A 23,395-nucleotide genomic window follows, 5' to 3' on the forward strand; every position below is an offset into this window, starting at 1 on the left:
GCTTTTCAAGAATGGAAATTAAACGTTCTATGTCTCTTTTATCACAATTCATGCTTATAAGTAGCCTTCTTCTTCAAGACCAGATACACTAGAATTAGGCTCTTTTTCCTGAACAGTTTATGATTTTCCTATAAACAGCTGCATAAAATAGAGCAAAGAAGGTGAATGAAATGCTGACAAAAGCAGAGGCACTGGCCCATTCCGTCATATACCGCAAGAACAGCAGATTTGATAAAGTCAAAGAGAAATCCGAGGAATTAACACTAATCGGCAAGGGAAGAAGCGCCTATGTGTTTGCCTTAACAGAAGGCGGTCGAAAAATGGCGCTGAAAGTATTTTTTCCGGAATATCAAGCGACAGCAGTCAAAGAAGCAGCGATCTATGAAAAATTAGCCGGGTCCGCATTCTATCCTGACATTTACGAAACTGGCGATTCATTTATTCTCATGGAATATATTAAAGGTGAAACCTTTTATAACTGTCTGAAGAAAGGCATTGCAATCAGTGATGACATGATTCAGCAGGTTGAAGAAGCGCTTTCTGACGCCCGGGCAGCCGGACTGAACCCGTCAGATATTCATTTGCGGAATCTGATATTGACAGAAACCGGGGCGGTGCGGGTGATTGATGTTGCGAGATTTGAGCAGACAAAAACATGCACGCAGTGGGACGATTTAAAATCCGCATATCATGCACTCTACAAAAAACCGATATTCCCCAAAAAGATTCCGGGTTTTTGGCTGGAGATCATCGCATTTTTATATAAGAAAGTTTGGTTTCAAAAGCATTTCGCACAGCGGAAAAGAAAATATTCTTAAATCAAAAAGGCAGCCGCACAAGCGGCTGCCTTTATCATGTATTTTTTACTTTCTGACGGCAGAAATCAGTTTCATTTGTTCAGGCGACAGCTTAATTCGATAGCCTCTCACAGTTAAGTAGACCGCTTCTGGGTCCTTCTCGCCGGAATGACAATACGTTTTTTCCATTTCTGTCTCCCCCCACCCTTTACTGGCTTTATTTCATCTTATCATTGCTTTATTGAGGTAATTTTAAAGAAATGTAAAGATCATATGAATCCGATATATAGTAAAATGAGAGAAAAAAAGGGAGAGAGTCACATTAAGACACGCAGCAACATCCCGCTTATTATGTTTGCCCTGCTGGTCTTCTTCGGCGGCGCCATCTATTGGATGTTATTTTCACTAAAAACGTTCCGAAAGGCAATCTCGTCCAATCGGTTGAATCGCCGGACGGCAGCTATACGTTAAAAACTTATGTATCCGAAAACACCTTGAGCTTAGATGCAGCCAGAGGTGAACTTGTAAATGAAAAAACACTTGTCAAGAGAACAATCTACTGGAATTACCCGGACAGCCGCCCAGCAGTGACGTGGATCAATCACAATACAGTGAAAATCGGCAATCAGACTTTACATCTCGATACTGATGAAACGTATGATTGGCGAAAAGATGATCATTGGATCCGAGAAGAACCGCCGCAGGCGTCAGTGAGGTGATGAAACATGAATAAGATGAACGGAACAAATGATGAAAAGCATTTTAATCATTTTGTGATTGCTTTATCCTTTATATACGGTTTGACTGAACTAGGCTATTTGTTGCTGAAGGATTTTATAACAATTGCCATAAGTTTGCCTCTGTAGAAAAACGCAGCGTAGTCGATACGCCGCGTTTTTTCTTTTTCCCTTCCTCTTCTTATTGATAATTGCAGGTCATATAATGTGACAAATCGATTGTAGAAATAGTTCGATTAGACCAAAATCCTTTTTATACATGTATTCGAATTTGAAGTGAGGGGGAAGCTTGATGGCAGATTTTGTTGCTAGTTTGAATGCGGTCTTATGGAGTACGCCCGTCATTTATATTTTATTGGGAATTGGATTCGCCTTTTCAATTATGACCCGTTTTTTACAAGTCCGACATTTAAAAGAAATGATTGTTCAGATGTTCACAGGCAAGAGCTCTGAAGCCGGCGTTTCATCTTTCCAAGCGTTATCGATTGCGCTGTCCGGCCGTGTGGGCACAGGAAACATCGCGGGAGTGGCGACAGCAATTGCATTCGGCGGACCCGGTGCAGTGTTCTGGATGTGGGCGATTGCCTTTATCGGGGCGGCGAGTGCCTTTGTAGAATCAACGCTTGCTCAAATTTACAAAGTGAAACAAGACGGTCAATATCGGGGCGGTCCTGCTTATTATATAGAAAAAGGCTTAGGCATTAAGTGGTTTGCCGTCTTATTTGCCGCTGCTGCCCTTATTGCAATGGCCTTTCTAATGCCGGGCGTACAGTCCAACTCCATTGCGGCTGGGATCCAAAATGCATTCGGCATCTCTCCTTTCGTCACAGGGTGTGGTCTGGTTTTATTATTAGGGTTTATTATTTTTGGCGGCGTCAAACGAATTGCCAATGTGGCGCAAATGATTGTTCCATTTATGGCCATTGGATATATCCTGCTGTCTTTGATTATTATTGTCATGAATGTGTCTGAATTGCCTGCTGTGATCTCATTAATATTCAAAAGTGCTTTTGCATTGGATTCCGCTTTTGGCGGCTTGATCGGCATGGCGATTTCCTGGGGCGTTAAACGTGGCATTTACTCAAACGAAGCCGGCCAGGGAACAGGCCCGCATCCGGCAGCTGCTGCAGAGGTTTCTCATCCGGTCAAGCAGGGACTGGTTCAGGCATTTTCTGTTTATATTGACACCTTGTTTGTATGTTCCGCTACAGCTTTCATGATCTTGTTTACCGGCATGTACAATACCCAGGCTGCAGATGGTTCCTTTATCGTTCACCAGCTTAAAGGCGTAGAAGCAGGACCTGGTTTCACACAAGCGGCAATTGACAGTGTTCTTCCCGGATTCGGTGCAGGCTTTGTTGCCATCGCTTTATTCTTCTTCGCTTTTACAACAATTATGGCGTATTACTACATCGCAGAAACAAATATCGCCTATTTAGCACGAGGCAGAGAAAGCAAATGGGCAATGCTTGGCTTAAAACTGATTATTTTAGCCGCCACGTTCTATGGTACTGTGAAAACAGCTTCACTTGCTTGGGCATTAGGGGATGCAGGGCTTGGCATTATGGTATGGCTGAACGTCATTGCCATTGTGCTGCTTGCCAAGCCGGCGCTTCTTGCTTTAAAGGATTATGAGCGCCAAAAGAAGCAGGGCTTAGACCCGGTCTTTGATCCAAAAGCGCTGGGTATCAAAAACGCTGATTTCTGGGAGAAAGAATACACTCATGAAAGTGAACGTGTCTCCTGAACATACTTAAACCGGCCCGATATGACCTCGTGCCGGTTTTTTATGAACGATAGTTTGTATACACTTCTTGAACATCATCGTCATCTTCAAGGACGTCTATTAATGTTTCCAGCTTCTCAACAGCCTGATCATCGGCTTCTGCATAGGTATTGGGAAGCATGGTCACCTCCGCCGAAGAAATTAGATATTTCGATTCGAGGGCTGTTTTCACCTCTTCAAAATGCTCAGGCTCTGTGAAAACCTCATATAGGTCTTCTTCAATTCGCAGCTCTTCTCCTCCTGCTTCAAGCACATCAAGCATGAGCTCATCTTCTTCTATTTGCCGTTCAGTACAGTCTATCGTAATGTACCCCTTTCGTTCAAATAAAAAGGCTACACATCCGCTTTCTCCCAGACTTCCGCCATTTTTATTAAAGGCTGTCCGCACATTTGACGCCGTTCGGTTTTTATTATCTGTTACGCATTCAACCATGACGGCAATCCCTGAAGGGCCGTAGCCTTCATAGGTGATTTCTTCATAGCTGCTTCCGTCTTGGCCTCCCGCAGCTTTTTTAATGGCCCGATCTATATTTTCATTCGACATATTGGCGCCTTTTGCTTTTTCGATGACAAGACGCAATGCTGAATTTGCTTCTGGATCCGCTCCGCCTTCTTTCGCTGCCACATAGATTTCTTTTGCCAGCTTCATAAATATTTTCCCGCGCTTTGCATCCTGTGCATTTTTTCTTTTTTGAATGTTTTTCCACTTGGAATGGCCTGCCATGTTTTCACCTTCTTTTACATTTTCTATGTACACTTTAATGGGAATTGTTCGCTGATGCAAAGAAAAAGGCTGCCGAATATCACTTCCGGCAGCCCTTCCTTCCTAGCGGTTGTTCATTTTATGAAGTTTTCTGAACAGCCCTTTATCTGTTGATACTTGGACGTCACGGCCATTTGCATAGTTGCGCGCTGCTTTTACGACATTATCTCTGTCAGACTTTGTGAACTCTCTGTGGCTTTTGACTGCGATAACTACTCGGTCATCCGATACCATAACTTGTGTGTCATTGACGTTTTTCACTTGTTTCACACGGTTGGCAATTTTTGCAGCCAGTCTTCTGTTTTCTTGGTTGTCATACCCGTTGTTCGCTGCATTCCGATTCATGTTTCGGTTATTCGTGTTGTTATATGTTCCGTCAGTTGCCAAAGGAACACGATCGTCAGCGGTAACACGGTCACGGTTATTTACATTCGTGGTGTTTCGGTTACCGTCGTTCTGATCCTCCATTAATTCAGAAACAGGACCATCGTGGTCGATTCCGTCTCCCTGTCTATCGGCGTCATTTTCATTTGTATAATATCCGATTGGACGGGTATTGCCGTTATTGCGCGTATCATTCATAGCATTATCGTTTGCTCCGCATGCTGTTAAGCCGGCTGTCATTAGAATCAGGCTAGCGATCGTCATTTTTTTACCCAATGGAAAAACCCCCCGTGGACGAATTGAGCATGTTTGCTCGCTTTTATCATGTGCGTATGGGGGGCATGTTAAGCGTGTCAGTTCTCTCCATTTGGCAGTGATCTGCTTGAAAACAAAAAAAGGAACGATTTACATCGTTCCGAACGATCACTCATTTTCTTCTTCTGGCCGGCCAAACATTTGGTTTACAGAAGGCTGGTTCGTCATTGGCATAGAAACTCCTGCCGAATATGGGTTTGGATTTGGGTTAGCTGTGCCATATGGCATATTAGGGCTTCCATAAGCTCCCATTCCCGAATGGCCAGGCGCAGAGAAATATGGCTGATGATCACCGTCACAGCCGCAGTCGTCATGATCTTTGTATGGCATGTAACCATGAGCCGCAGCAGGCTGGTATGCTCCCATTACTTGGGGAGTGCCGTAATAAGGGCCATACGGCATATGTCCATACGGAGATCCATAAGCCGGAGATGCGTATTGCGGCGCACCGTATGAACCGTAATGTCCATGATGGCTGTTTTCATGATGCTGGTTTTCATAACCCGGGTCATACTGAGGCGATACAAAGCCTGGCTGGTATCCATGCATCGGATGCATTGGATAAGCTTGTGCCGGATAGTACGGATAGCATAACCCTGATCCTGGAAGAATTGGCGAAACAGGCACCGGACACGGTACGAAATGAGCCGGATAATGATAATAAGGCTGAACAGCCGGCATATTCGGAACTGTGTGATGAACGTTTTCTTCTTCTACACCGCCTACCTCTGGCGCCTTTGGCATATTAGGCATATTCGGATAATTTGCATTTTCCATATTACTCATAGCCTCCTGTTGTGGAAATTGGTCTTGCATATGATACATATGATCCATATTTCCGTCATGATGTTTTTTCGGCTCCTCCGGTTTAGGAGGCGACCAAGGCTGGAAAAGCTGTTTCATATCATAATAATCGTTCACATCAGCTTCAGGGTACACATTTTCCTGCAAATTAGGCATCGGCGGGACATACGGCATGGACTTCTTTTCTTTCGGCTTTGTGTCTTCTACATCGACAACGGATTTAGGCTTCTCTTTCGCATACGGATGTTCTTGCTTCACACTCCCGGCCGCAGGACTTTTGCCCGCTTTTGGCTCTTTTCTGACCGGGACTCCTTCTGACGGCACTTTTATTTTCATTCCAGGCATGATTAAGTCTGGATTGCTAAGCTGTGTATTGAGTTTTTTCACTTCCTCAACATCGACTCCGTACTTTTCAGCTATTTTCCAGAGCGAATCGCCTTTTTGAACGATATGGATTTTCAACGTTTTCCCCTCCTATGCAAAACGTGAACAGTTCAGCTGTGATTACAATATGTTTCTTCACAACATATGACTGAACAAAAGAAGTTATGAGTACAGGAAGGGAAAATATTTCTGATCTACGTGATCGAAAGCATTCGATTCAGGGCAAGGAGTGCATCTTCCTGAATGGCTTTTGGCACCTTGATGACGCCTGAAGGTTCTCCTTTTTCAATTTGTTCCAACGACCACAACAAATGCGGCAAATCAATTCGGTTCATTGTCAGGCAAGGGCACATGTCAGGGTTGAGTGATTCAATTTGTTTATCTGGATGCTCGTGAATGATCCGCTGAACAAGATTCATTTCTGTCCCGATTGCCCACTTGCTTCCCGCCGGAGCCTGGTTGATTGTGTCGATAATATATTTCGTTGATCCGTTATCATCGCTTAGTGTCACGACTTCGTGTGAGCATTCCGGGTGCACAATGATCTGAATGTCGGGGTCTCGCTCTCTCATATCATGGATATTTTTAGTGGTGAATTTCTCGTGAACAGAGCAATGCCCTTTCCACAAAATCACTTTCACATTCGTATGCCCGGATTCAGCTACTAATTCATCTTTCATCGGGTCCCACACAGCCATATCTTCAAGCGCAATGCCCAGATCATAAGCCGTATTTCTCCCTAAATGCTGATCAGGCAAAAATAAAATTCTTTTTTTCTGTGTAAACGCCCATTCAAGCACTTTTTTCGCATTCGAAGAAGTCACAGTTGCTCCGCCATGCTTTCCGACGAATGCCTTGATCTCCGCAGTGGAGTTCACATAAGTTAAAGGTATGATCGTATCTCCAAATATATGCTGAAGCTTCTTCCATGCCCTATTGGTCTGCTGCATGTCAGCCATGTCAGCCATAGAACATCCAGCTCTCATATCTGGCAGGACGACCGTTTGCTGCTCGCTTGTCAGCATATCGGCGGTTTCTGCCATAAAGTGAACGCCGCAAAATACGATATAATCCGCTTCTTTGTTTTTTTCCGCTACTTGGGCCAATTGCAGGGAGTCGCCTGTTTGGTCAGCAAATTGTATCACTTCATCCTTTTGATAATGATGGCCTGGTATAAAGAGCCTGCTGCCGAACTTTTTCTTAATGGCGGCAACGCGCGTTTCCATATCCTTTCTCGATAGTTCTTTATAACTTTCGGGCATCATATCATTCGATTGTTTGATCACATCAAGAATTGACATAACGGCATTCCTCCACAGATTCATTTGATAACGTAACATCCATGCTGATATCTAAACTTTTGACGGAATGAGTCAGAAATCCTAATGAAATATAATTCACACCCGTCCCTTTAAAAGCAGGCAAAGATTCTAACGTAATCCCGCCGGAGGCTTCAGTTTTTATATGCTCCGGTGTGAGCTTTGCAAAATGACGGACCGTATCAGGCGGACAGTTGTCAAACATAATAACATCCGCGCCAGCTGCAATTGCTTCCCGCAGCTGTTCCTCCGTTTCAATTTCCACCTCGATATTTACCATGTGCCCTGCGGCCTGACGGGCTTTTTTGCACGCCTCTAAAATAGAACCGCATGCTGCGATATGATTATCTTTAATCATGATGCCGTCATACAAACCGAATCGATGATTATACCCGCCGCCGGCTCTGACAGCATATTTCTCCAGCATTCTGAGCCCCGGTGTTGTTTTTCTCGTGTCACAAATTTTAATCTGTTCATCATCCAGACAACGAACAGCCTCTCTTGTCATTGTCGCAATTCCTGACAGCCTCTGAATAAGATTTAATACGACCCGCTCTCCTGAAAGGAGCGCAGCTGCGGGACCTTGTAACTCGGCAATCACTTCACCTTTATGCAACATGTCCCCATCTGATTTGCGTAATATGGTTCGAACACTTTCGTCCAATAACGAAAAGCCTTCTTTTATGATCGCTGCTCCTGCAAAGATACCCTCTGACTTTGCAACAATCTCCGCTTCACAGCTCTGTACTCCAAAAATAGACTGCGATGTAAGATCCCCTGTCCCAATATCCTCAAGAAAAAAGTGATTCAGTAATTTTTTCAGCTGTAAATGATTCATTGTTCCAAATCCCCCCGTTTTTTCTGATCTTCGTTCCTTTTTTTGTATGGACAATTTGTCTTCCTTGCCAGCTCACCTCAGCATGAGGAAAATCGGTGCGGAAGTGAGCCCCTCTGCTTTCCTCCCGCAAAAGCGCAGAAAACGTCATCAGCTTTGCAGTTTGCCATAGATGAGAAAGCTCCATCTGCCGAATTGTGATATCCTTCACATTCATTTCCTGAAAAGGCAGCGTATGAAGCCAGATGCTAAGCTCAATCAAACTGCTTTGTTCCCGCAGAATAGACATGTGGCTTGTCATTTTGCTTTGCAGTTCATGCATCTCTATATCCGGCACCTCGTAGACGACACTGGTTTCTAGCCTTGATTGATATTGCCTGTTATAAACCGGTTTTTGGATAATATGCTCTGCTGCCCTTTTTCCAAATACCAGCGCTTCCAATAAAGAATTGCTTGCAAGCCGGTTTGCTCCATGTAAACCGGAGCATGCTGTCTCGCCAATCGCATAAAGTCCCGGCACTGTCGTTTCTCCCCAGCGATTAACTGAAACACCTCCCATTAAGAAATGCATTCCCGGAGCAACAGGAATTTTTCCGCTGTGGATATCAACCCCTGCTTTTTCACAAATAGCGGTGATGGTAGGGAAACGCGTTTCAAAATCAGAAATCTCACTGAAGTCTATATAAACGCGATTTCCTTTTGCCATTTCTTCGTGAATAACCCGTGAGACAATATCTCTTGGAGCCAGGTCACCTAAGGGATGCCGTTCAGCCATAATCCTGCGGCCATTTTCGTCTACTAAACATCCGCCTTCCCCTCTGACAGCTTCTGAAACAAGCCCGTAGGAAACACCATTTTTCACAAGCAGTGTCGGGTGAAATTGAGTAAACTCCAAATCCGTTAATTCCGCCCCGGCCCGGTAAGCCAGAGAAAGACCGTCACCTGTGACAGTAGGATCATTCGTATGGTGAAGAAACAGGTTTCCACAGCCGCCGGCAGCCAGCACAACTTCGTCTGCGTGCCTTACCTTGAGCCGCCCTTTGCTGTCTTTTGTCATGACGCCGATACATCGTCCGTCCTCTATAAGCAAATCTGCTGCCATTTCATTCTCGATTAACTTGATTTTGCTGTTGATCCCTTTGAGCAAATAATCGATAAGCAGCCTGCCTGTTGCGTCTCCGCCTGCATGAAATATGCGGTTGTATGAGTGGGCCCCTTCTCTTCCAAGACAAACACCGCCTCGTTCATTGCGGTCGAATGGAAATCCACGCTCCAATAGGCTTTGAACCATCATTTTTCCATCATGTAAAACGTCTGCTGCAATAGCTAGATTATTATGGCCGCACCCTGCGTATAACGTATCCTCCAGATGGGCTTCAATCGAGTCATCTTTTGCATAGGCCGCAGCAATCCCGCCTTGTGCATAGACAGAATTGCTGTTTTTGACGCTTTTTTTTGTGATAACAGTCACTTCGTATGATGGCGGGAAAGCTGCAGCTAAGGAAAGTGCCGCCGCCCCTGAACCGATGACTGCAATCGTCTTTTTAGACATATGTCATCCTCCTGTTGTTTACACCTGTCTTGACACCTATATTTACACAAGGATAAAATAAACTCAAGAGTTTTTTATGGAGAACGGATGGAGGAAGACCGGATGATTTATTTAGATTATGCAGCGACAACGCCTATTTGTGAGGAAGCCCTTACCGTATATCAGAAGCTTAGTATGGATGTGTACGGAAATGCCAGCAGCCTGCATGATGCAGGAGGAAAAGCAAAGCACATACTGGAGTACTGCCGTAAAAAAATCGCCAACATCATTGGCGGAGAAGCAAGCGGCATCTATTTTACAAGCGGCGGCACTGAATCCAACTTTCTGGCCATTCAATCATTGCTAAACGGTCTGCCAAAAACGAAAAGACATTTTATTACGACTGCCATGGAGCATCAGTCCATTCATAATTGTGCTGCTTTTTTGGAACAGCAGGGATATGATGTAACAGTCATTGAACCGAATGAATACGGGCTTATTACCGAGGAAATATTACTAGCCCATATTCGGCCGGAAACAGGCCTTGTATCTATTCAGCATGCAAATTCTGAAACCGGGATCATTCAGCCCATTCAACGCCTGTCTTCATACCTGCACAATAAGGGGATTCTTCTTCATTGCGACGCTGTTCAAACGTTTGGAAAGATCCCGATCAATACAAAAAATCTGGGAGTAGATGCACTCTCAATGTCCAGCCATAAAATCCACGGTCCTAAAGGAGTAGGGGCGGTCTATATCCGACCGGATGTCCCTTGGAAACCCGTTTATCCTCTGACTACTCACGAATACGGATTCAGAGCCGGCACCGTAAATGTTCCCGGGATCGGTGCCTTCACTGCCGCTGCAGAATTGATCGTAAGCGAAATGGAAAAACAGATATCCCGTAATGAGGCATTAAGAACTTACTTTCTAGACCAAATCCGTATTCGGTCTCTCCCTGTAACCCTTGCGGCAGACACTTCGCAAGCAGAATGTCTTCCGCATATTATAGGGTGTTTTTTTCACTCATTTGAAGGACAATATGTTATGTTAGAATGTAATCGGAGTAATATTTGCATTTCAACCGGCAGCGCTTGTTCTGCAGGTTACCACGGTCCGTCTGAAACAATGAAAGCATTAAGAAAAACCGAACAAGAAGCTCTGCAATTTATCCGCATCTCTTTTGGCAGGCATACAACAGCTGAACAGCTGGAACAGTTATTACATACGTTTACAGTGCTTTGGGAACAAAAGAAAGGAGAATTTGATATTGACCGAAGAATTAAAGCTAATGGGCGCCAACAGGCGTGACCAGCTTCTTCTGTGGCTGAAGGAATCTAAATCACCGCTGACAGGAGGAGAACTCGCAAAAAAAGCGAACGTTTCAAGACAGGTTATTGTACAGGATATATCCCTCTTGAAAGCGAAAAATGTACCGATTATCGCCACAAGCCAAGGATATGTATACATGGATGCAGCCGCTCAGCAGCACCAGCAGGCAGAAAGAATCATAGCATGTATGCACGGTCCTGAACGGACAGAAGAGGAACTGCAGCTCATCGTCGACGAAGGCGTTACAGTAAAAGACGTAAAAATCGAGCATCCCGTATACGGAGATTTAACTGCAGCCATCCAAGTAGGCACCCGGAAGGAAGTTAGCCATTTCATCAAAAAAATCAATTCTACGAATGCTGCCTACTTATCACAGCTGACCGACGGCGTGCACCTGCATACACTGACAGCACCTGATGAACATCGCATCGATCAAGCCTGCCAAGCACTTGAAGAAGCCGGCATTTTAATTAAAGACTAAAAAAAGCCCTCTAGTGGGCTTTTTTTATAATTGGTAAGACTGGTATGCACCCAGAAGCCTCACTTTGCAGCCGAGCGCTTCAAGCTCCTGCATGGCCCCTGGAATCAATACATCATCAAACGATTTCTCAATATCAATAATAAAGAAATAATGGCCTAATCCGGTTTTAGTCGGACGTGACTCAATTTTTGACAGGTTTAAATTTCTCCAAGAAAATGCAGACAGCACTCTATGCAGCGCCCCGGACTGATCATCTTGCGGCAGCATGACCATTAAGGTCGTTTTGGGCCTAGAGCTCAATTTTGAATTCACTTCAAAAGATATGTTTTCATCAGGAGATAGAATAACAAATCTTGTATGATTGTCCCTATAGTCCTGTATATCCCGTTTCACGATTTTTAATTCGTATGTAGAAGCTGCCATATCATTGGCAATGACCCCGATATTCAGCTCGGGATGGTCACTGACAAACTTTGCTGCCGCCCCGGTAGAATTGGCGTATTCATATGGAACGGAAGGAAAATGTCGATGAAGAAATTTATGGCATTGCGCAATCGCGTGTGAATGTGAGTAAATTTTGTCGAGCTCTTTCCATGCATTCTCTCTAGAGGGATGGACGAGCAAGTGCTGATGGATCGGCAACGTCATTTCACCCACGATTGGCAAGGGCTGTTCATGTATTAAATAGTCTATTGTTAGATTAACAGATCCTTCTAAAGCATTTTCCAAAGGAACAAAAGCAAAATCAACTTCGCCTGCAACGGCTGCATCTATACACTCCGGAATGGTGCGGTAAGCAACATGTTCGGCGCCGTTTTGAAAACAAGAACTGACTGCTAGATGTGTAAATGTAGCTACTGGACCTAAATAACCGACTTTCATGACGATTTTCTCTCCCTTATGCACCTGAACCTAATATTTCAACCTTTTCTACAAAATCAAACTTCCTGAGCTTATTCATTAATGTATGAATGTCTTCTTCCATTGCCGACGTACTGATAGACAGTGTCACATTTGCTCTGCCTTGAAGCGGAATGGTCTGGTGAATGGAAAGAACGTTGCTTCCAGAATCAGCTACCGCCTGAAGAAGCTGAGATAACGCACCTGACCTATCCTCTAAATGAAAGAAAAGTGTGATAATTTGTTCTTTTACCATGGTGTAGAATGGAAAAACAGCATCCCTGTATTTATAAAACGCACTTCTGCTTAAATCGACCTTTTGAACGGCATCTGCTACTGAATCTGCTTTTTTTCGATCAAGCAGCTTTTTGACTTCCAATGTTTTTCTCATTGCATCGGGCAATACATCTTCACGGACAAGATAAAATGTCTCCTCTTTCATTTGCATCCCCCCTTTAAAATAGAGAGCCTGACACCAGGCTCTCTTTTCAGCCAACATTCATTAATCAATAAATTCAAATTCAAATTCCAGAAGCCTGATTATATCTCCATCCTTGGCTCCGCGTTCTCTGAGTGCTTCATCAACACCCATTCCGCGCATCTGTCTTGCAAACCGTTTAACCGATTCATCACGTGAGAAATCAGTCATCTTGAATAACCGCTCAAGGCTGTCTCCTGAAAGCACAAATACACCGTCTGGATCGCGTGTAATGTTAAATGGCACTTCTTCATTTTCCATCGTGTACATGACACGGTTTTGTGTAAGCTCTTCCTCGTCATACAGCGGGAATTCCGGTGTGTTCTCAAGCTGATTGGCAACCTCAAACAGAAGCTCACGCAGACCTTCTCTTGTCACCGCACTGATCGGGAATACCGGATAATCATCCGTCAGCTTTTCTTTAAAGGCTTCGAGATTTTCCGCAGCCTCCGGCATGTCCATTTTATTTGCAACGATAATTTGCGGACGCTCAGTGAGACGCAGATTGTACTCGCTCAGCTCCTGGTTAATCGTAAGATAATCCTCATACGGATCGCGGCCCTCTAAGCCCGACATGTCAATGACGTGAACAATAACCCTCGTCCGTTCAATATGGCGCAAAAACTGGTGGCCCAGTCCGACGCCTTGGTGTGCGCCTTCAATCAGTCCTGGCAAATCAGCCATGACAAAGCTGCGTCCGTCATCCGTTTCAACCATGCCGAGATTCGGGACAAGCGTTGTAAAGTGATAGTCCGCAATTTTCGGTTTTGCAGATGAGACAACAGACAGCAAAGTCGATTTTCCCACACTCGGGAACCCGACAAGTCCGACATCTGCAAGCACTTTTAATTCAAGAACAATGTAGCGTTCTTTTCCCGGCTCGCCGTTTTCTGAAAGCTGAGGCGCGGGATTAGCCGGTGTAGCAAAGCGGCTATTTCCTCGTCCGCCTCTTCCGCCTCTTGCAATGACAGCCCGCTGTCCGTGCTCTGTTAAATCAGCGATGACCTGTTTCGTATCATCGTCTGTCACAACGGTGCCCGGCGGAACTTTAATGACCATATCATCAGCATTTCGTCCGTGCTGGTTTTTGGACATGCCATGCTCGCCGCGAATCGCTTTAAAGTGTTTTTTGTATCTAAAATCCATCAGGGTGCGGAGACCTTCATCTACTTCAAAAACGACGTCTCCTCCCTTTCCTCCGTCACCGCCGGCAGGGCCGCCTTTCGGCACATATTTTTCACGGCGAAACGCAACCATACCGTTGCCGCCGTCGCCGCCTTTTACATATACTTTGACCTGATCTACAAACATAATGTCCTCCGTTCTAAACCGTTAAAAACTCCGCTAGTCCAACCCAATTTCAATCAGACATTCGTGACTCGTGATTTCAAAACGCATGATATCAATGTCCTCATATCCATTCTGCCGAATATCATTAAAAGCAGATGGATCGGCAAAGGCGCCGTGAAAATCAAGGTACAGAATCAGCTGTCTGTCAGGATGATCTGTTTGAAGCGAAACCGTTAAATGATTTTCACTCTCTCTGCTGACTGCTTGATCAAACAGATGAAACAGCTTTCTCATCAGTTTCGCCAGCTTTTGATCATAAGCCGACAAATCCTTAATTTCTCCGAGAACTTCATATTCAAGCGTCATATAATGGGTTTTCCAATTAAACGTAAGAAAATCAAACGCCAAATGCGGTGTTTTCAGGTTTGAGAGCTTTGATTCGTGCTTTGCGTCTATAACCATTTCTTCAATCATTTCAAAGACGCGGTCATACTTCTGCAAGCTTAAGTTTCCTTTAATCAGCTGCAGCTTATTCATCCAATCATGCCGGGAATGGCCAAGCAGATGAATCAGTTCGTTTGTTAATGCCGTGTCGTCGCTTATATTTTCTTCTTGATTTTTTGAAACATCCTTCATTTTCGCACTCCCAATCATTTAATTTCTTATTTAGGAGTCTGTATAAGTGTGTATTATGAATTATAACAGAGAAGGCTTTGTTAGAAAAACAATTGTTTTTCCCAGAAATATCATGTTCCTTTTTTCTGGCTTTGGTTGATTTGCAGCCAGGCAGAACATTTTATGTATTACTGCTTGGGGAACATATCCAGTGGGTTTGAGATGTTTATTCTCATTCTTGGCGGGGTCTGCTCGCACATACTCTGCATTTCATTCTAGGTGTTTACTCCGCATATTGCAAAAAAAACTCCAGTCATCATCGACCGGAGTTTTTTGAATCATTATTGAGCTACAGGATATACGCTCACTTTTTTGCGGTCACGGCCGAAACGTTCGAATTTAACAGTTCCGTCGATTTTCGCAAATAGAGTGTCATCTCCGCCGCGGCCCACGTTTTCACCTGGGTAAATTTTTGTTCCGCGTTGACGGTAAAGGATAGAACCGCCTGTTACGAATTGACCGTCAGCACGTTTAGCACCTAAACGTTTAGCCTCAGAGTCACGTCCGTTCTTTGTAGAACCTACTCCTTTTTTAGAAGCGAAAAACTGAAGATCTAATCTAAGCATGTAGCTCACCTCCTATATTATGTTTGTGGTCACACGCAAGTTGTCTTTGTAATCCCGTTCGATTGTCTCCAGCGAAACAATCATGCCTTCAATCAGCAGCTGAGCTTTTTGGCGTGCCTCTGGATCAAGAGATTCAGGGAATTCAAAATAAAAATAACCCCCGTCCTCCCCTATATCAAGAAGCGGCTCGAAGCCCGCGAGCACAATGACCGCGTTAACGGCTCCAAACACAACGGCTGTCACTCCGGCACAAACAAGATCTTGTCCATGTTCAGCAAAATTCGCATGGCCCGTCATTTCAAAAGACAATATGCCTTTATCATGAGACCTTCTGATTGTTGCCTGAATCATGCTTACGCGTTGATTTTTTCGATCGTCACTTTAGTGTAAGGCTGACGATGACCTTGTTTTTTATGAACGTTTTTCTTTGGTTTGTATCTGAAAACAGTGATTTTTTTCGCGCGGCCTTGTTTTTCAACTTTAGCCGTTACTGTTGCGCCTTCAACTGTAGGGTTGCCGACTTTCACGTTGTCTCCGCCAACAAACAAAACGTCTTCAAAAGTAACTGTTTCACCTGCTTCAGCAGCAAGTTTTTCGATGTAAACAGTTTGGCCTTCTTCAACTTTGATTTGTTTACCGCCTGTTTTAATGATTGCGTACATTCTCTGCACCTCCTATTAGACTAAGACTCGCCAGATACCAGGGGGCTGTAAAAGCTCTTAACACCTGTACTGAGCGGTTGTAGCAATGGTGCTACATCCATAACATTAAAAAATATACCAAAATACAAGGCGTTTGTCAATCAGTTTTAGTAGGGCAGCAGCAGTTCCTCCATGGAAGAATTCGTCCGCTTATCGGCAAAGTAAGCGTGCAGCACTTCATTCTCGTCAAGCTGGCTGAGCTTTTGGCCTGATTTTTCTATAATAATCGGATGCTTACAGCCACGTTTGAACTCGGCCATCACATGATAGACTTTATCCTCCGCCCTTACTGTCAGCGGCAGAAGTTTCTCAAGCTCCCTGTTTTTTCCGTAATACCTTTCGAGGAGAAATCTCACATGGGTATAGTGCCTTTGCCGATATTCCTCAAACAAGGAAACAGCCAGAAAGACAAACAAAACCCATGCGCTGATTTGCAGAGGAATCACGAATAAAACCCAGCACCCGAGCAACAGGCAGAAGCAGAGCGACGTTTTTAGATTAAGCCGGTGAGCCTTTTGAAAAGGCAGCTGTTTGGAAAACAACAAAAATAACAGTTTTCCTCCATCCAGCGGCCAGATCGGCAGTAAATTGACAAATAAGATAGAAAGATTATAAAAGGTGAAGAGTTCAAAGGTATGCTGATGAATCACTGAGACTTCTGCAAGCATCCAGGCGGCAAACTGAAGCCAGATGTGCTGAAGAGGGCCGGCAATAATAACCGCAAACTCTTCCTTTAACGGTCGATTCCCGTGCTCTTCCACTTCGACCGTTCCCCCAAACGGCAGCAAAAAAACACGCTTGATTCTCCAAGAAAAAAACACGGCCAGAGCAGCATGCCCCAGCTCATGAATCAATACAATCAGGAGCAGACATAATAATGCTTTCATATGGCCTGTGAGCAAGCCCAATGCCGCGATAATCCAAAGAAAAGGATGCACATGGATCTTTAAGATAAGGTCGAGCCATTTATTCAAATGAAATCACCTGAATCGGATCAATAAATTTATCGCCGTCTTTCATGGCAAAATAATAGACCCCTTTATTATGATCATCAAGCTTAATCGAACCGAGCTTTTTGCCTTTATCAACAAAATCATATAAAGCAACATCCACATCTTTGAGCTCGCCATAAATACTATAGGTGTTGTCAGCATGCTGCACCTTAACCGTCAGTCCCGTCTGGCTGTCTTTGCTGACTTCAACCACATAGCCTTCTTTTACACTATCAATCTTATCGCTGCTTGTTTCGACTTTAATTCCTTCCCCATTGTCCTGAAAATCCTGCTGTACTTTCCCGGATGCAGGCGCGATCAGATCTTTGCCTACTTCAATCTGCTGTTCCTTATTTTTGTGTTCAGGAGCCAGGAAAGCAAGCGGATTTCCGAATTTGGTTTCGAACCAATGGCTTGCTGAGGCAAATTGAAATTCAGTTTCAAAGGTTTTGGCTACGGCGGGTTTAATCTGACTGACGGGTCCAATGTTTGTTTTATAGGCTATAGCTGAAACGAGAACAAGGCAGGCCGACAGAAGACATTTCAGGATAATTGAATCTGTTTTCACCAATGGGTGTTTTCCGTTGAATGTTGGCATGTTATCTTCGTAGACCGGAAGTGTTCCATGCTTTTCCTGATCCGTTACCATCACCCAGGACGGGGGTTTCTGCTTTTCAGAAACTGTCTGAGTAGAGAAACGTTTTGAGCCGGAAAGCTGCTTTCTTCTTTTCTCTAATCGTTTTCTGATTTCATCTGCTCTGTGACTCATTGCCATCATCCTTTGCATTCGTTGGGTTTGTACATCATATGTCTTGTCCATGGCAAATATTCGGTTTAGTCAAGAACAAAGCAGGCAAAAACAAAAAAACCTGACATAGCATTTGCTTTGTCAGATTCTTCTCTTTGATTCTATCACATTAAGATCTTACTCCGAAAAATGACTTAATCTTAGCCATCATTCCTTTGTTTTGCTCTTCAAGCACCTGTAAAGGAACAGATTCACCTAAGATGCGGCGGGCAATATTGCGATATGCAATAGAAGCGCGGTTTTTCGGGTCCATCGCAATCGGTTCACCATGGTTGGAAGCTTTGATGACTTCATCATCATCAGCCACGATTCCTAGCAAATCGATCGACAAATGCTGTACGATTTCGTCGATATCCATCGTATCACCGTTTTTCATCAGGTGATTTCTGATTCTGTTAACAACGAGCCGCGGCGGTTCAATATTTTCCTCTTGCTCCAGCAGTCCTATAATACGGTCAGCATCACGAACAGCTGAGATTTCAGGCGTAGTGACCACAATCGCTTTATCAGCTCCTGAAACGGCATTTTTGTACCCTTGCTCGATTCCGGCAGGACAGTCTATGATGACATAGTCAAATTCCTGTTTAAGCTCTTGGACCATGTTTTTAATTTGTTCAGGAGCAACAGCTGTCTTATCGCTCGTTTGAGCAGCGGGCATTAAATAGAGCAGATCATCGAAACGTTTGTCTTTTACGAGCGCCTGATGCATTTTGCATCTGCCCTCTACAACGTCTACCAGATCGTAAATAATTCTATTTTCAAGACCCATTACAACATCAAGGTTGCGCAGTCCTATATCAGTATCTACTAAGCATACGCGCTTCCCTAAAATGGCTAAGGCGGTACCGAGGTTCGCAGATGTTGTTGTCTTACCTACTCCGCCTTTTCCCGAAGTTATTACGATAGCCTCACCCAATTCACATTCCTCCCTCAAGCCTTGTTAGATCAGGTCTTAAATGAGCCAAATGTTGAAGGCGTTCAATGACCATATTTCCGTCTGTATCTAAATAAGCACATTCCATTTCGTTCCCTTTTTGAATGTGGTCTGGGGAGCGATTTAACACATGATTGATTCTTAATTGTGTCGGAAGCATTTCAGAGGCGGCGATGACCGCTTGATTATTTCCATTAAATCCGGCATGCGCGATTCCTTTCAGTGAGCCCAGAACAAAAATGTTCCCTCCGGCCCTGACTGTTCCGCCGGGATTCACGTCACCGATCAGGAGCAAGTCGCCTTTTACCTGCAGCACTTGGCCTGAACGGACAATTTTTGATACAGAAATAATTTCGGCTTCCTCTCTTATCTGCTGTGCTTCTTTTTTAGTAATGACTTCACTGTCAATAGAATGAACAAACAAATCTTTCTTTGACGCAATCAATTCGGTCAGCTGTTCCTCTTGCTCCTTATATAAAAAGCGATTTCCCAGCTTAACATGGACGCTGATTTTCTGGCCTTTTCCATCGGTATATTGTTCAATTGACAGCATATTCTGAAGACCATCGAGAAGCTCATCAAAAGAACACGCATCATCCAGATGCAATGTTAGTCCATTCTTTGTTCCTTTTATTGTTACATATTGCTGCTTTTTGGTCTTCACAATATTCACCTCAACAACATACTCATTTCGTCAAAAAAAGATAAAATCCTTTTTACTCATCTCTCAATTCTTTCTTTAGACTCATAAAAAACAATCTAAATGGCAGAACAAGAATAAGAGCTGCTGCAATATTTAATAAAATTGTCGGTATAAACCGGTCAAGCACAAATCCGTTAAACGTCATTATGTCTTTATGAATCAAAGACTGAATGCCGAATACGTAAAATTCGAGCAGACAGACAGCGAGAACTGCTATCAATATCACTACAAATGCGTTTGTATGCAACACTTTAAACGCTTTTGAAGCCAAATAGCATAGCCCTGCAAAACCAAACATGTAAACGCCTAATAGACTTGTATAGTTCATGTCATATAGAAAACCAAAAATAAATCCGTAAATCATCGCGTGTTTTTGGTTGATAAAAGCCGACATGAATATCAATACAAGCATCAAAAAACGCGGGGCGAGCACTTGGTCATCTGTAACGAAAGGAAAATGCACCAAATCTGTAAAAATGCTTTCCACAGAAAAAACAAGCATCATAACGAAAGGGAGAAGGAAACGTTTCACGATCCTTCCTCCTCTGTATCGACAGTCGGCACGTCACGGTTAACAACGATCACATTATTTAAATCGGTAAGGTCAGCCGCAGGTTTTACATAAGCAACCTTCGTTAGTCCATAGGAATCTGACTCGATATCAGTCACTTCACCGATTGTCAGCCCTTCTGGGAAAACACCGCCTGTCCCTGATGTTTCAATAAGATCGCCTTTTTTCACGTCTTGTTTATCCTTACGCTCAATAATTGTCATCTTAAGACGTTTTTTCTCTTTGTCATATCCTTCGATCAAGCCGTAGCCTTTGCTTCCTTTTTTTCCGGAAATTTTCGTCGCGACTCTGTTATTGCGGTCAGTATCGCTTAAAAGCTGAACAGTAGACGTAAAATTATTAAGTCCGGAACTTTTGATCTTGCCGATTAATGCGCCTTTTTCGTTTGTAACGGCCATATCTTTCGCTACGTTTTGCTGAGTCCCCTTGTTAATGGTGACCTGTTTCGCCCAATTATCAGGGCTTCTGGCGATGACCGTTGCTAAAATCGGCTTGTAATCTTTAATCGATTTGACATGGCCAAGCTCGTCTCGCAAGGATTTGTTTTCTTCTTCAAGCTCTTGAAGCTTGGCTTCATATTGTGTCTGTCCGTCAAGCTTTTCTCTTAGACGCTCGTTTTCTTTGTATGTGTTTTTTAAATCATTGATGTTCTCAAATATTCCTGCAAAAAATTCGGCAGGCGTATGAAAAATATTTTGAAATACTCCCGTCGTATCGCCGATCACTTTCTCAGGCCAGGTGGTATTGCGGCCGCCCTTCAGCGAAAATCCAATCATAGCCACCAATATGATAATACACAGAAGTAATAGCATTAACCGCTTATTCGGCATCGTGTTACACCTCTTCTATTGAACTCCCGATTATCTAGTTTTCCCTTTGAAAAGATGGATGTGCTCCAGTGCTTTCCCTGTTCCGATCGCTACACAATCAAGCGGATCTTCGGCGATAAGGACCGGCATTTTCGTTTCTTCGCTGATGACTTTGTCCAAATTGCGCAAAAGCGCTCCGCCGCCGGTTAACACTATACCTCTGTCCATGATATCTGCTGCAAGCTCAGGCGGTGTTTTTTCGAGTGTGCTCTTCACTGCTTCGACAATTGTAGATACAGTGTCGCGTAGAGCATTAGAAATCTCTTTTCCTGTAATTTCAATTGTTTTCGGCAGACCTGTGAGCAAATCGCGTCCGCGGATTTCCATGTTGTCGGATTCTTCAGGAGCTTCTGCAGATCCGATTTCCATTTTAATCGCTTCAGCCGTACGGTCACCGATCATCAGGTTGTACGTTTTTCTGATGTAGTTGATAATCGCGTCATCCATCTCATCACCGGCTACACGGATTGACTGAGAAGTTACAATGCCTCCGAGGGAAATAATCGCAACTTCTGTCGTACCGCCCCCGATATCAACAACCATGCTTCCAGTTGGTTCCCAAACTGGCAGATTGGCTCCGATTGCTGCGGCAAAAGGCTCTTCAATCGGATACGCGTCACGCGCTCCAGCCTGTCTTGTCGCATCGATAACAGCGCGTTCTTCAACAGCTGTAATGCCTGATGGGACACATACCATTACATATGGTTTTCTGGCAAACATGCCTTTATTTTTTATGGCCTGATTGATGTAATATTTCATCATCGTCGCCGTTGTTTCATAATCAGCGATAACGCCGTCTTTCATCGGGCGAAGAGCCACCACGTTGCCCGGTGTCCGTCCAATCATATTTTTCGCATCATTTCCGACAGCGACAATCGATTTCGTATCCGTCTGCAAAGCGACAACTGACGGCTCTCTCACAACAATTCCTTTTCCTTTTACAAAAACAAGCGTATTCGCAGTTCCAAGATCTATACCAAGGTCTCTAGCACCAATTCCAAACATATGTATGTATCTTCCTTTCTTAAAGCAAAAATACCCTAAAGGGAAAAACTCATAAACTCTATTATAGCTTAATTCGACGAAAAAAAAAGTGTTACAAATATCCTTTTTCCTTTAAACTCACAAATTTTTTATCCCCGATCACCAAATGGTCAAGCAGCTCGATGCCAATCAGGTTTCCGCATTCAAACAGCCGTCTTGTCACTTCAATATCTTCCCTGCTCGGTGTCGGATCTCCAGAAGGATGATTATGAACACAAATAAAGGAAGCGGCAGATCGTTTAAACGCTTCTTTAAACACCTCTCGCGGGTGGACAATAGATGAATTCAGGCTTCCGATAAATATGGTGCGTTTATGGATGACTTGATTTTTTGTATTTAAGTATAAACAGACAAAATGCTCCTGGGTTAAAAAGCGCATATCCTCCATGACAAGATTAGCGCCGTCTTCCGGGGAGCGAATAACGAAATGTTCTTCGTTGGCTAATTTATGAATCCGGCTTCCAAGCTCAACTGCAGCCAGTATTTGAATCGCTTTTACCATACCGATTCCCGGGATGCTTGACAGCTCTTCAACCGATGCTTCCTTGAGCAGACGCAGCCCATCAAATGAGCGCAGCAGCCGGTTTGACAGGTCCAAAACAGATTCGTGTTTAGTCCCTGTCCGCAATAATATAGCCAAAAGTTCATGGTTCGCTAAGTTCTCGGCTCCGACTTTCAGAAGCCGTTCTCTTGGCTTTTCTTTGATTGGGAAATCTTTGAGTTTTAATGGCAGATCGTGTATGACCAAGCACTCCTTTTCTTTCCCTTCCCGTTTATAGAACCGTCATGCCCTTATATCAAAATGGCGAAGAGCTCTCATTGTTTTTGATATAGGAAGGCCCATGACTGAATAATAATCTCCGTCTATTTTCTTTACAAAAAGCGCGCCTCTTCCTTGGATGCCGTATGCACCTGCTTTATCCATCGGCTCTTTTGTTTCAATATACGTCCAAATCTCTTCTTCACTGAGGGACCAAAACGCAACTTCTGTCTTATCATAAAAAGTCTCGCTGTGATTTTCAGCTTGAATGCTGACCGCGGTTATTACTGAGTGACTTCGGCCTGAAAGCCTCCGCAGCATAGAAGCAGCTTCTTCTTGATCCTGCGGTTTGCCAAGACATTCGCCGTCAAGGCATACCATTGTATCAGCACCGATAACGATTGCATGCGGGTGGAGATCAGCTACAGCCTTAGCTTTTTGTTTTGCCAACCATTGGACGTTTTCTTCTGGTGAAAAGTTTCGATTTAATTTTTCTTCTACTTCACTGACAATAATGGAGTAGGGCAGCTGGAGAAGATCGAGGAGTTCTTTCCTGCGCGGAGATTGTGATGCAAGTATTAGCGGTTTTGTCATGTTCGTCATCCTTTCAGGGTTTGCTTAAGAAAAAAAGATACT

The 23,395-nt window shown here is 43.9% G+C and carries 30 protein-coding genes, 1 pseudogene and 1 other annotated feature; of the genes and pseudogenes, 8 read left to right on the forward strand and 23 right to left on the reverse strand.

Features of this window, described 5'->3' with window-relative positions; all coding sequences use genetic code 11:
- The first annotated feature begins 170 nt into the window (after positions 1 to 170).
- On the forward strand, positions 171 to 818 hold the full coding sequence (locus tag NYE49_RS14015; RefSeq protein ID WP_047182966.1) for a phosphotransferase: 648 nt from the start codon (positions 171 to 173) through the stop codon (positions 816 to 818).
- A 45-nt stretch (positions 819 to 863) separates the two neighbouring features.
- Here NYE49_RS14015 and NYE49_RS14020 read toward each other — a convergent pair whose 3' ends face one another.
- Complete coding sequence (locus tag NYE49_RS14020) at positions 864 to 986, reverse strand: hypothetical protein (RefSeq protein WP_003229707.1); 123 nt, start codon at positions 984 to 986, stop codon at positions 864 to 866.
- An 84-nt stretch (positions 987 to 1,070) separates the two neighbouring features.
- Here NYE49_RS14020 and NYE49_RS14025 point away from each other — a divergent pair.
- The 4 genes and pseudogenes from NYE49_RS14025 to NYE49_RS14040 all read left to right on the forward strand — a co-directional run.
- A pseudogene (locus tag NYE49_RS14025) lies at positions 1,071 to 1,145 on the forward strand (hypothetical protein); the annotation flags it as partial.
- 41 nt (positions 1,146 to 1,186) lie between these two features.
- A complete protein-coding gene (locus NYE49_RS14030; protein ID WP_250540414.1) occupies positions 1,187 to 1,516 on the forward strand; it encodes a DUF5412 family protein in 330 nt (109 codons plus the stop codon).
- Between the two features lie 6 nt (positions 1,517 to 1,522).
- Positions 1,523 to 1,663 (forward strand): hypothetical protein, encoded by a 141-nt coding sequence (locus tag NYE49_RS14035; protein ID WP_004398683.1) that lies wholly within the window; start codon positions 1,523 to 1,525, stop codon positions 1,661 to 1,663.
- A 163-nt stretch (positions 1,664 to 1,826) separates the two neighbouring features.
- Complete coding sequence (locus NYE49_RS14040) at positions 1,827 to 3,281, forward strand: alanine/glycine:cation symporter family protein (protein WP_047182967.1); 1,455 nt, start codon at positions 1,827 to 1,829, stop codon at positions 3,279 to 3,281.
- Positions 3,282 to 3,321: 40 nt separating this feature from the next.
- Here the strand turns inward: NYE49_RS14040 and NYE49_RS14045 are convergent, their stop codons facing one another.
- From NYE49_RS14045 to nadB, 6 genes are all read right to left on the reverse strand, one after another.
- Positions 3,322 to 4,044, reverse strand: a complete 723-nt coding sequence (locus NYE49_RS14045; protein ID WP_047183572.1) for a YebC/PmpR family DNA-binding transcriptional regulator — start codon at positions 4,042 to 4,044, stop codon at positions 3,322 to 3,324.
- A gap of 102 nt (positions 4,045 to 4,146) precedes the next feature.
- Positions 4,147 to 4,743, reverse strand: coding sequence for a spore germination protein SgpA (sgpA, locus tag NYE49_RS14050; RefSeq protein WP_003245996.1), 597 nt, complete (start codon positions 4,741 to 4,743; stop codon positions 4,147 to 4,149).
- 147 nt (positions 4,744 to 4,890) lie between these two features.
- Positions 4,891 to 6,048, reverse strand: coding sequence for a spore coat assembly protein SafA (gene safA / locus NYE49_RS14055; RefSeq protein ID WP_015384261.1), 1,158 nt, complete (start codon positions 6,046 to 6,048; stop codon positions 4,891 to 4,893).
- A gap of 116 nt (positions 6,049 to 6,164) precedes the next feature.
- Positions 6,165 to 7,271: a quinolinate synthase NadA gene (gene nadA, locus NYE49_RS14060; RefSeq protein ID WP_003229691.1), complete on the reverse strand. Its 1,107-nt coding sequence runs from the start codon at positions 7,269 to 7,271 to the stop codon at positions 6,165 to 6,167.
- Complete coding sequence (nadC, locus tag NYE49_RS14065; RefSeq protein WP_047182968.1) at positions 7,258 to 8,127, reverse strand: carboxylating nicotinate-nucleotide diphosphorylase; 870 nt, start codon at positions 8,125 to 8,127, stop codon at positions 7,258 to 7,260. The genes nadA and nadC overlap by 14 nt, the downstream gene beginning before the upstream one ends.
- On the reverse strand, positions 8,081 to 9,676 hold the full coding sequence (nadB, locus tag NYE49_RS14070) for an L-aspartate oxidase (protein WP_047182969.1): 1,596 nt from the start codon (positions 9,674 to 9,676) through the stop codon (positions 8,081 to 8,083). Before nadB ends, nadC begins: the two co-directional genes overlap by 47 nt.
- Before the next feature lie 102 nt (positions 9,677 to 9,778).
- Here nadB and nifS point away from each other — a divergent pair, with 102 nt between their 5' ends.
- Together nifS and NYE49_RS14080 are read left to right on the forward strand one after the other, a co-directional pair.
- Positions 9,779 to 10,966, forward strand: coding sequence for a cysteine desulfurase NifS (gene nifS / locus NYE49_RS14075; RefSeq protein ID WP_063335536.1), 1,188 nt, complete (start codon positions 9,779 to 9,781; stop codon positions 10,964 to 10,966).
- Positions 10,926 to 11,468, forward strand: a complete 543-nt coding sequence (locus NYE49_RS14080; RefSeq protein WP_015483519.1) for a transcription repressor NadR — start codon at positions 10,926 to 10,928, stop codon at positions 11,466 to 11,468. Before nifS ends, NYE49_RS14080 begins: the two co-directional genes overlap by 41 nt.
- A 24-nt stretch (positions 11,469 to 11,492) precedes the next feature.
- Here the strand turns inward: NYE49_RS14080 and pheA are convergent, their stop codons facing one another.
- From pheA to spo0B, 4 genes are read right to left on the reverse strand one after another with little or no spacing between them, the layout of a single operon-like run.
- The gene (pheA, locus tag NYE49_RS14085) at positions 11,493 to 12,350 is read right to left on the reverse strand and encodes a prephenate dehydratase (RefSeq protein WP_047182971.1); all 858 of its coding nucleotides are present in this window, start codon (positions 12,348 to 12,350) and stop codon (positions 11,493 to 11,495) included.
- Positions 12,351 to 12,366: 16 nt separating this feature from the next.
- Positions 12,367 to 12,810: a transcriptional regulator ThrR gene (gene thrR / locus NYE49_RS14090; protein ID WP_003222630.1), complete on the reverse strand. Its 444-nt coding sequence runs from the start codon at positions 12,808 to 12,810 to the stop codon at positions 12,367 to 12,369.
- Positions 12,811 to 12,870: 60 nt separating this feature from the next.
- Positions 12,871 to 14,157: a GTPase ObgE gene (gene obgE, locus NYE49_RS14095; protein WP_003229675.1), complete on the reverse strand. Its 1,287-nt coding sequence runs from the start codon at positions 14,155 to 14,157 to the stop codon at positions 12,871 to 12,873.
- Positions 14,158 to 14,190: 33 nt separating this feature from the next.
- Positions 14,191 to 14,772: a sporulation initiation phosphotransferase Sop0B gene (gene spo0B / locus NYE49_RS14100; protein WP_015483521.1), complete on the reverse strand. Its 582-nt coding sequence runs from the start codon at positions 14,770 to 14,772 to the stop codon at positions 14,191 to 14,193.
- A 77-nt stretch (positions 14,773 to 14,849) separates the two neighbouring features.
- Here spo0B and NYE49_RS14105 point away from each other — a divergent pair, with 77 nt between their 5' ends.
- Positions 14,850 to 14,972, forward strand: coding sequence for a hypothetical protein (locus tag NYE49_RS14105; protein ID WP_003229671.1), 123 nt, complete (start codon positions 14,850 to 14,852; stop codon positions 14,970 to 14,972).
- A gap of 120 nt (positions 14,973 to 15,092) precedes the next feature.
- Here NYE49_RS14105 and rpmA read toward each other — a convergent pair whose 3' ends face one another.
- The 12 genes from rpmA to NYE49_RS14165 form a co-directional block, all read right to left on the reverse strand.
- Positions 15,093 to 15,377: a 50S ribosomal protein L27 gene (gene rpmA / locus NYE49_RS14110; RefSeq protein ID WP_003222623.1), complete on the reverse strand. Its 285-nt coding sequence runs from the start codon at positions 15,375 to 15,377 to the stop codon at positions 15,093 to 15,095.
- A 12-nt stretch (positions 15,378 to 15,389) separates the two neighbouring features.
- Complete coding sequence (locus NYE49_RS14115) at positions 15,390 to 15,728, reverse strand: ribosomal-processing cysteine protease Prp (RefSeq protein ID WP_003229669.1); 339 nt, start codon at positions 15,726 to 15,728, stop codon at positions 15,390 to 15,392.
- 2 nt (positions 15,729 to 15,730) lie between these two features.
- Positions 15,731 to 16,039: a 50S ribosomal protein L21 gene (gene rplU, locus NYE49_RS14120; protein WP_003229668.1), complete on the reverse strand. Its 309-nt coding sequence runs from the start codon at positions 16,037 to 16,039 to the stop codon at positions 15,731 to 15,733.
- Positions 16,040 to 16,052: 13 nt separating this feature from the next.
- Positions 16,053 to 16,128 (reverse strand) — a sequence feature (ribosomal protein L21 leader region).
- A gap of 57 nt (positions 16,129 to 16,185) precedes the next feature.
- The gene (spoIVFB, locus tag NYE49_RS14125) at positions 16,186 to 17,052 is read right to left on the reverse strand and encodes a stage IV sporulation intramembrane metalloprotease SpoIVFB (protein ID WP_015483522.1); all 867 of its coding nucleotides are present in this window, start codon (positions 17,050 to 17,052) and stop codon (positions 16,186 to 16,188) included.
- Positions 17,045 to 17,839: a stage IV sporulation protein SpoIVFA gene (gene spoIVFA, locus NYE49_RS14130; RefSeq protein WP_004398684.1), complete on the reverse strand. Its 795-nt coding sequence runs from the start codon at positions 17,837 to 17,839 to the stop codon at positions 17,045 to 17,047. The genes spoIVFB and spoIVFA overlap by 8 nt, the downstream gene beginning before the upstream one ends.
- Positions 17,840 to 17,987: 148 nt before the next feature.
- Complete coding sequence (minD, locus tag NYE49_RS14135) at positions 17,988 to 18,794, reverse strand: septum site-determining protein MinD (protein WP_004398624.1); 807 nt, start codon at positions 18,792 to 18,794, stop codon at positions 17,988 to 17,990.
- Position 18,795: 1 nt separating this feature from the next.
- A complete protein-coding gene (minC, locus tag NYE49_RS14140) occupies positions 18,796 to 19,476 on the reverse strand; it encodes a septum site-determining protein MinC (protein WP_004398901.1) in 681 nt (226 codons plus the stop codon).
- A 52-nt stretch (positions 19,477 to 19,528) separates the two neighbouring features.
- Positions 19,529 to 20,047 carry a rod shape-determining protein MreD gene (mreD, locus tag NYE49_RS14145; protein ID WP_342410339.1) on the reverse strand — a complete coding sequence of 173 codons (519 nt, stop codon included), beginning with the start codon at positions 20,045 to 20,047 and terminating at the stop codon, positions 19,529 to 19,531.
- Entirely contained in the window at positions 20,044 to 20,916 is an 873-nt protein-coding gene (gene mreC, locus NYE49_RS14150; protein WP_003222609.1) for a rod shape-determining protein MreC, read from the reverse strand. The genes mreD and mreC overlap by 4 nt, the downstream gene beginning before the upstream one ends.
- Before the next feature lie 30 nt (positions 20,917 to 20,946).
- Positions 20,947 to 21,960, reverse strand: a complete 1,014-nt coding sequence (mreB, locus tag NYE49_RS14155) for a cell shape-determining protein MreB (protein WP_003229650.1) — start codon at positions 21,958 to 21,960, stop codon at positions 20,947 to 20,949.
- Positions 21,961 to 22,051: 91 nt separating this feature from the next.
- Complete coding sequence (radC, locus tag NYE49_RS14160; RefSeq protein WP_015384272.1) at positions 22,052 to 22,747, reverse strand: DNA repair protein RadC; 696 nt, start codon at positions 22,745 to 22,747, stop codon at positions 22,052 to 22,054.
- 36 nt (positions 22,748 to 22,783) lie between these two features.
- On the reverse strand, positions 22,784 to 23,353 hold the full coding sequence (locus NYE49_RS14165) for a Maf family nucleotide pyrophosphatase (protein ID WP_004398496.1): 570 nt from the start codon (positions 23,351 to 23,353) through the stop codon (positions 22,784 to 22,786).
- Positions 23,354 to 23,395 lie beyond the last annotated feature (42 nt).

This window comes from Bacillus sp. FSL L8-0358 (genome assembly GCF_038593095.1).
In the GTDB taxonomy this organism is placed as follows: Bacteria; Bacillota; Bacilli; order Bacillales; family Bacillaceae; genus Bacillus; species Bacillus subtilis.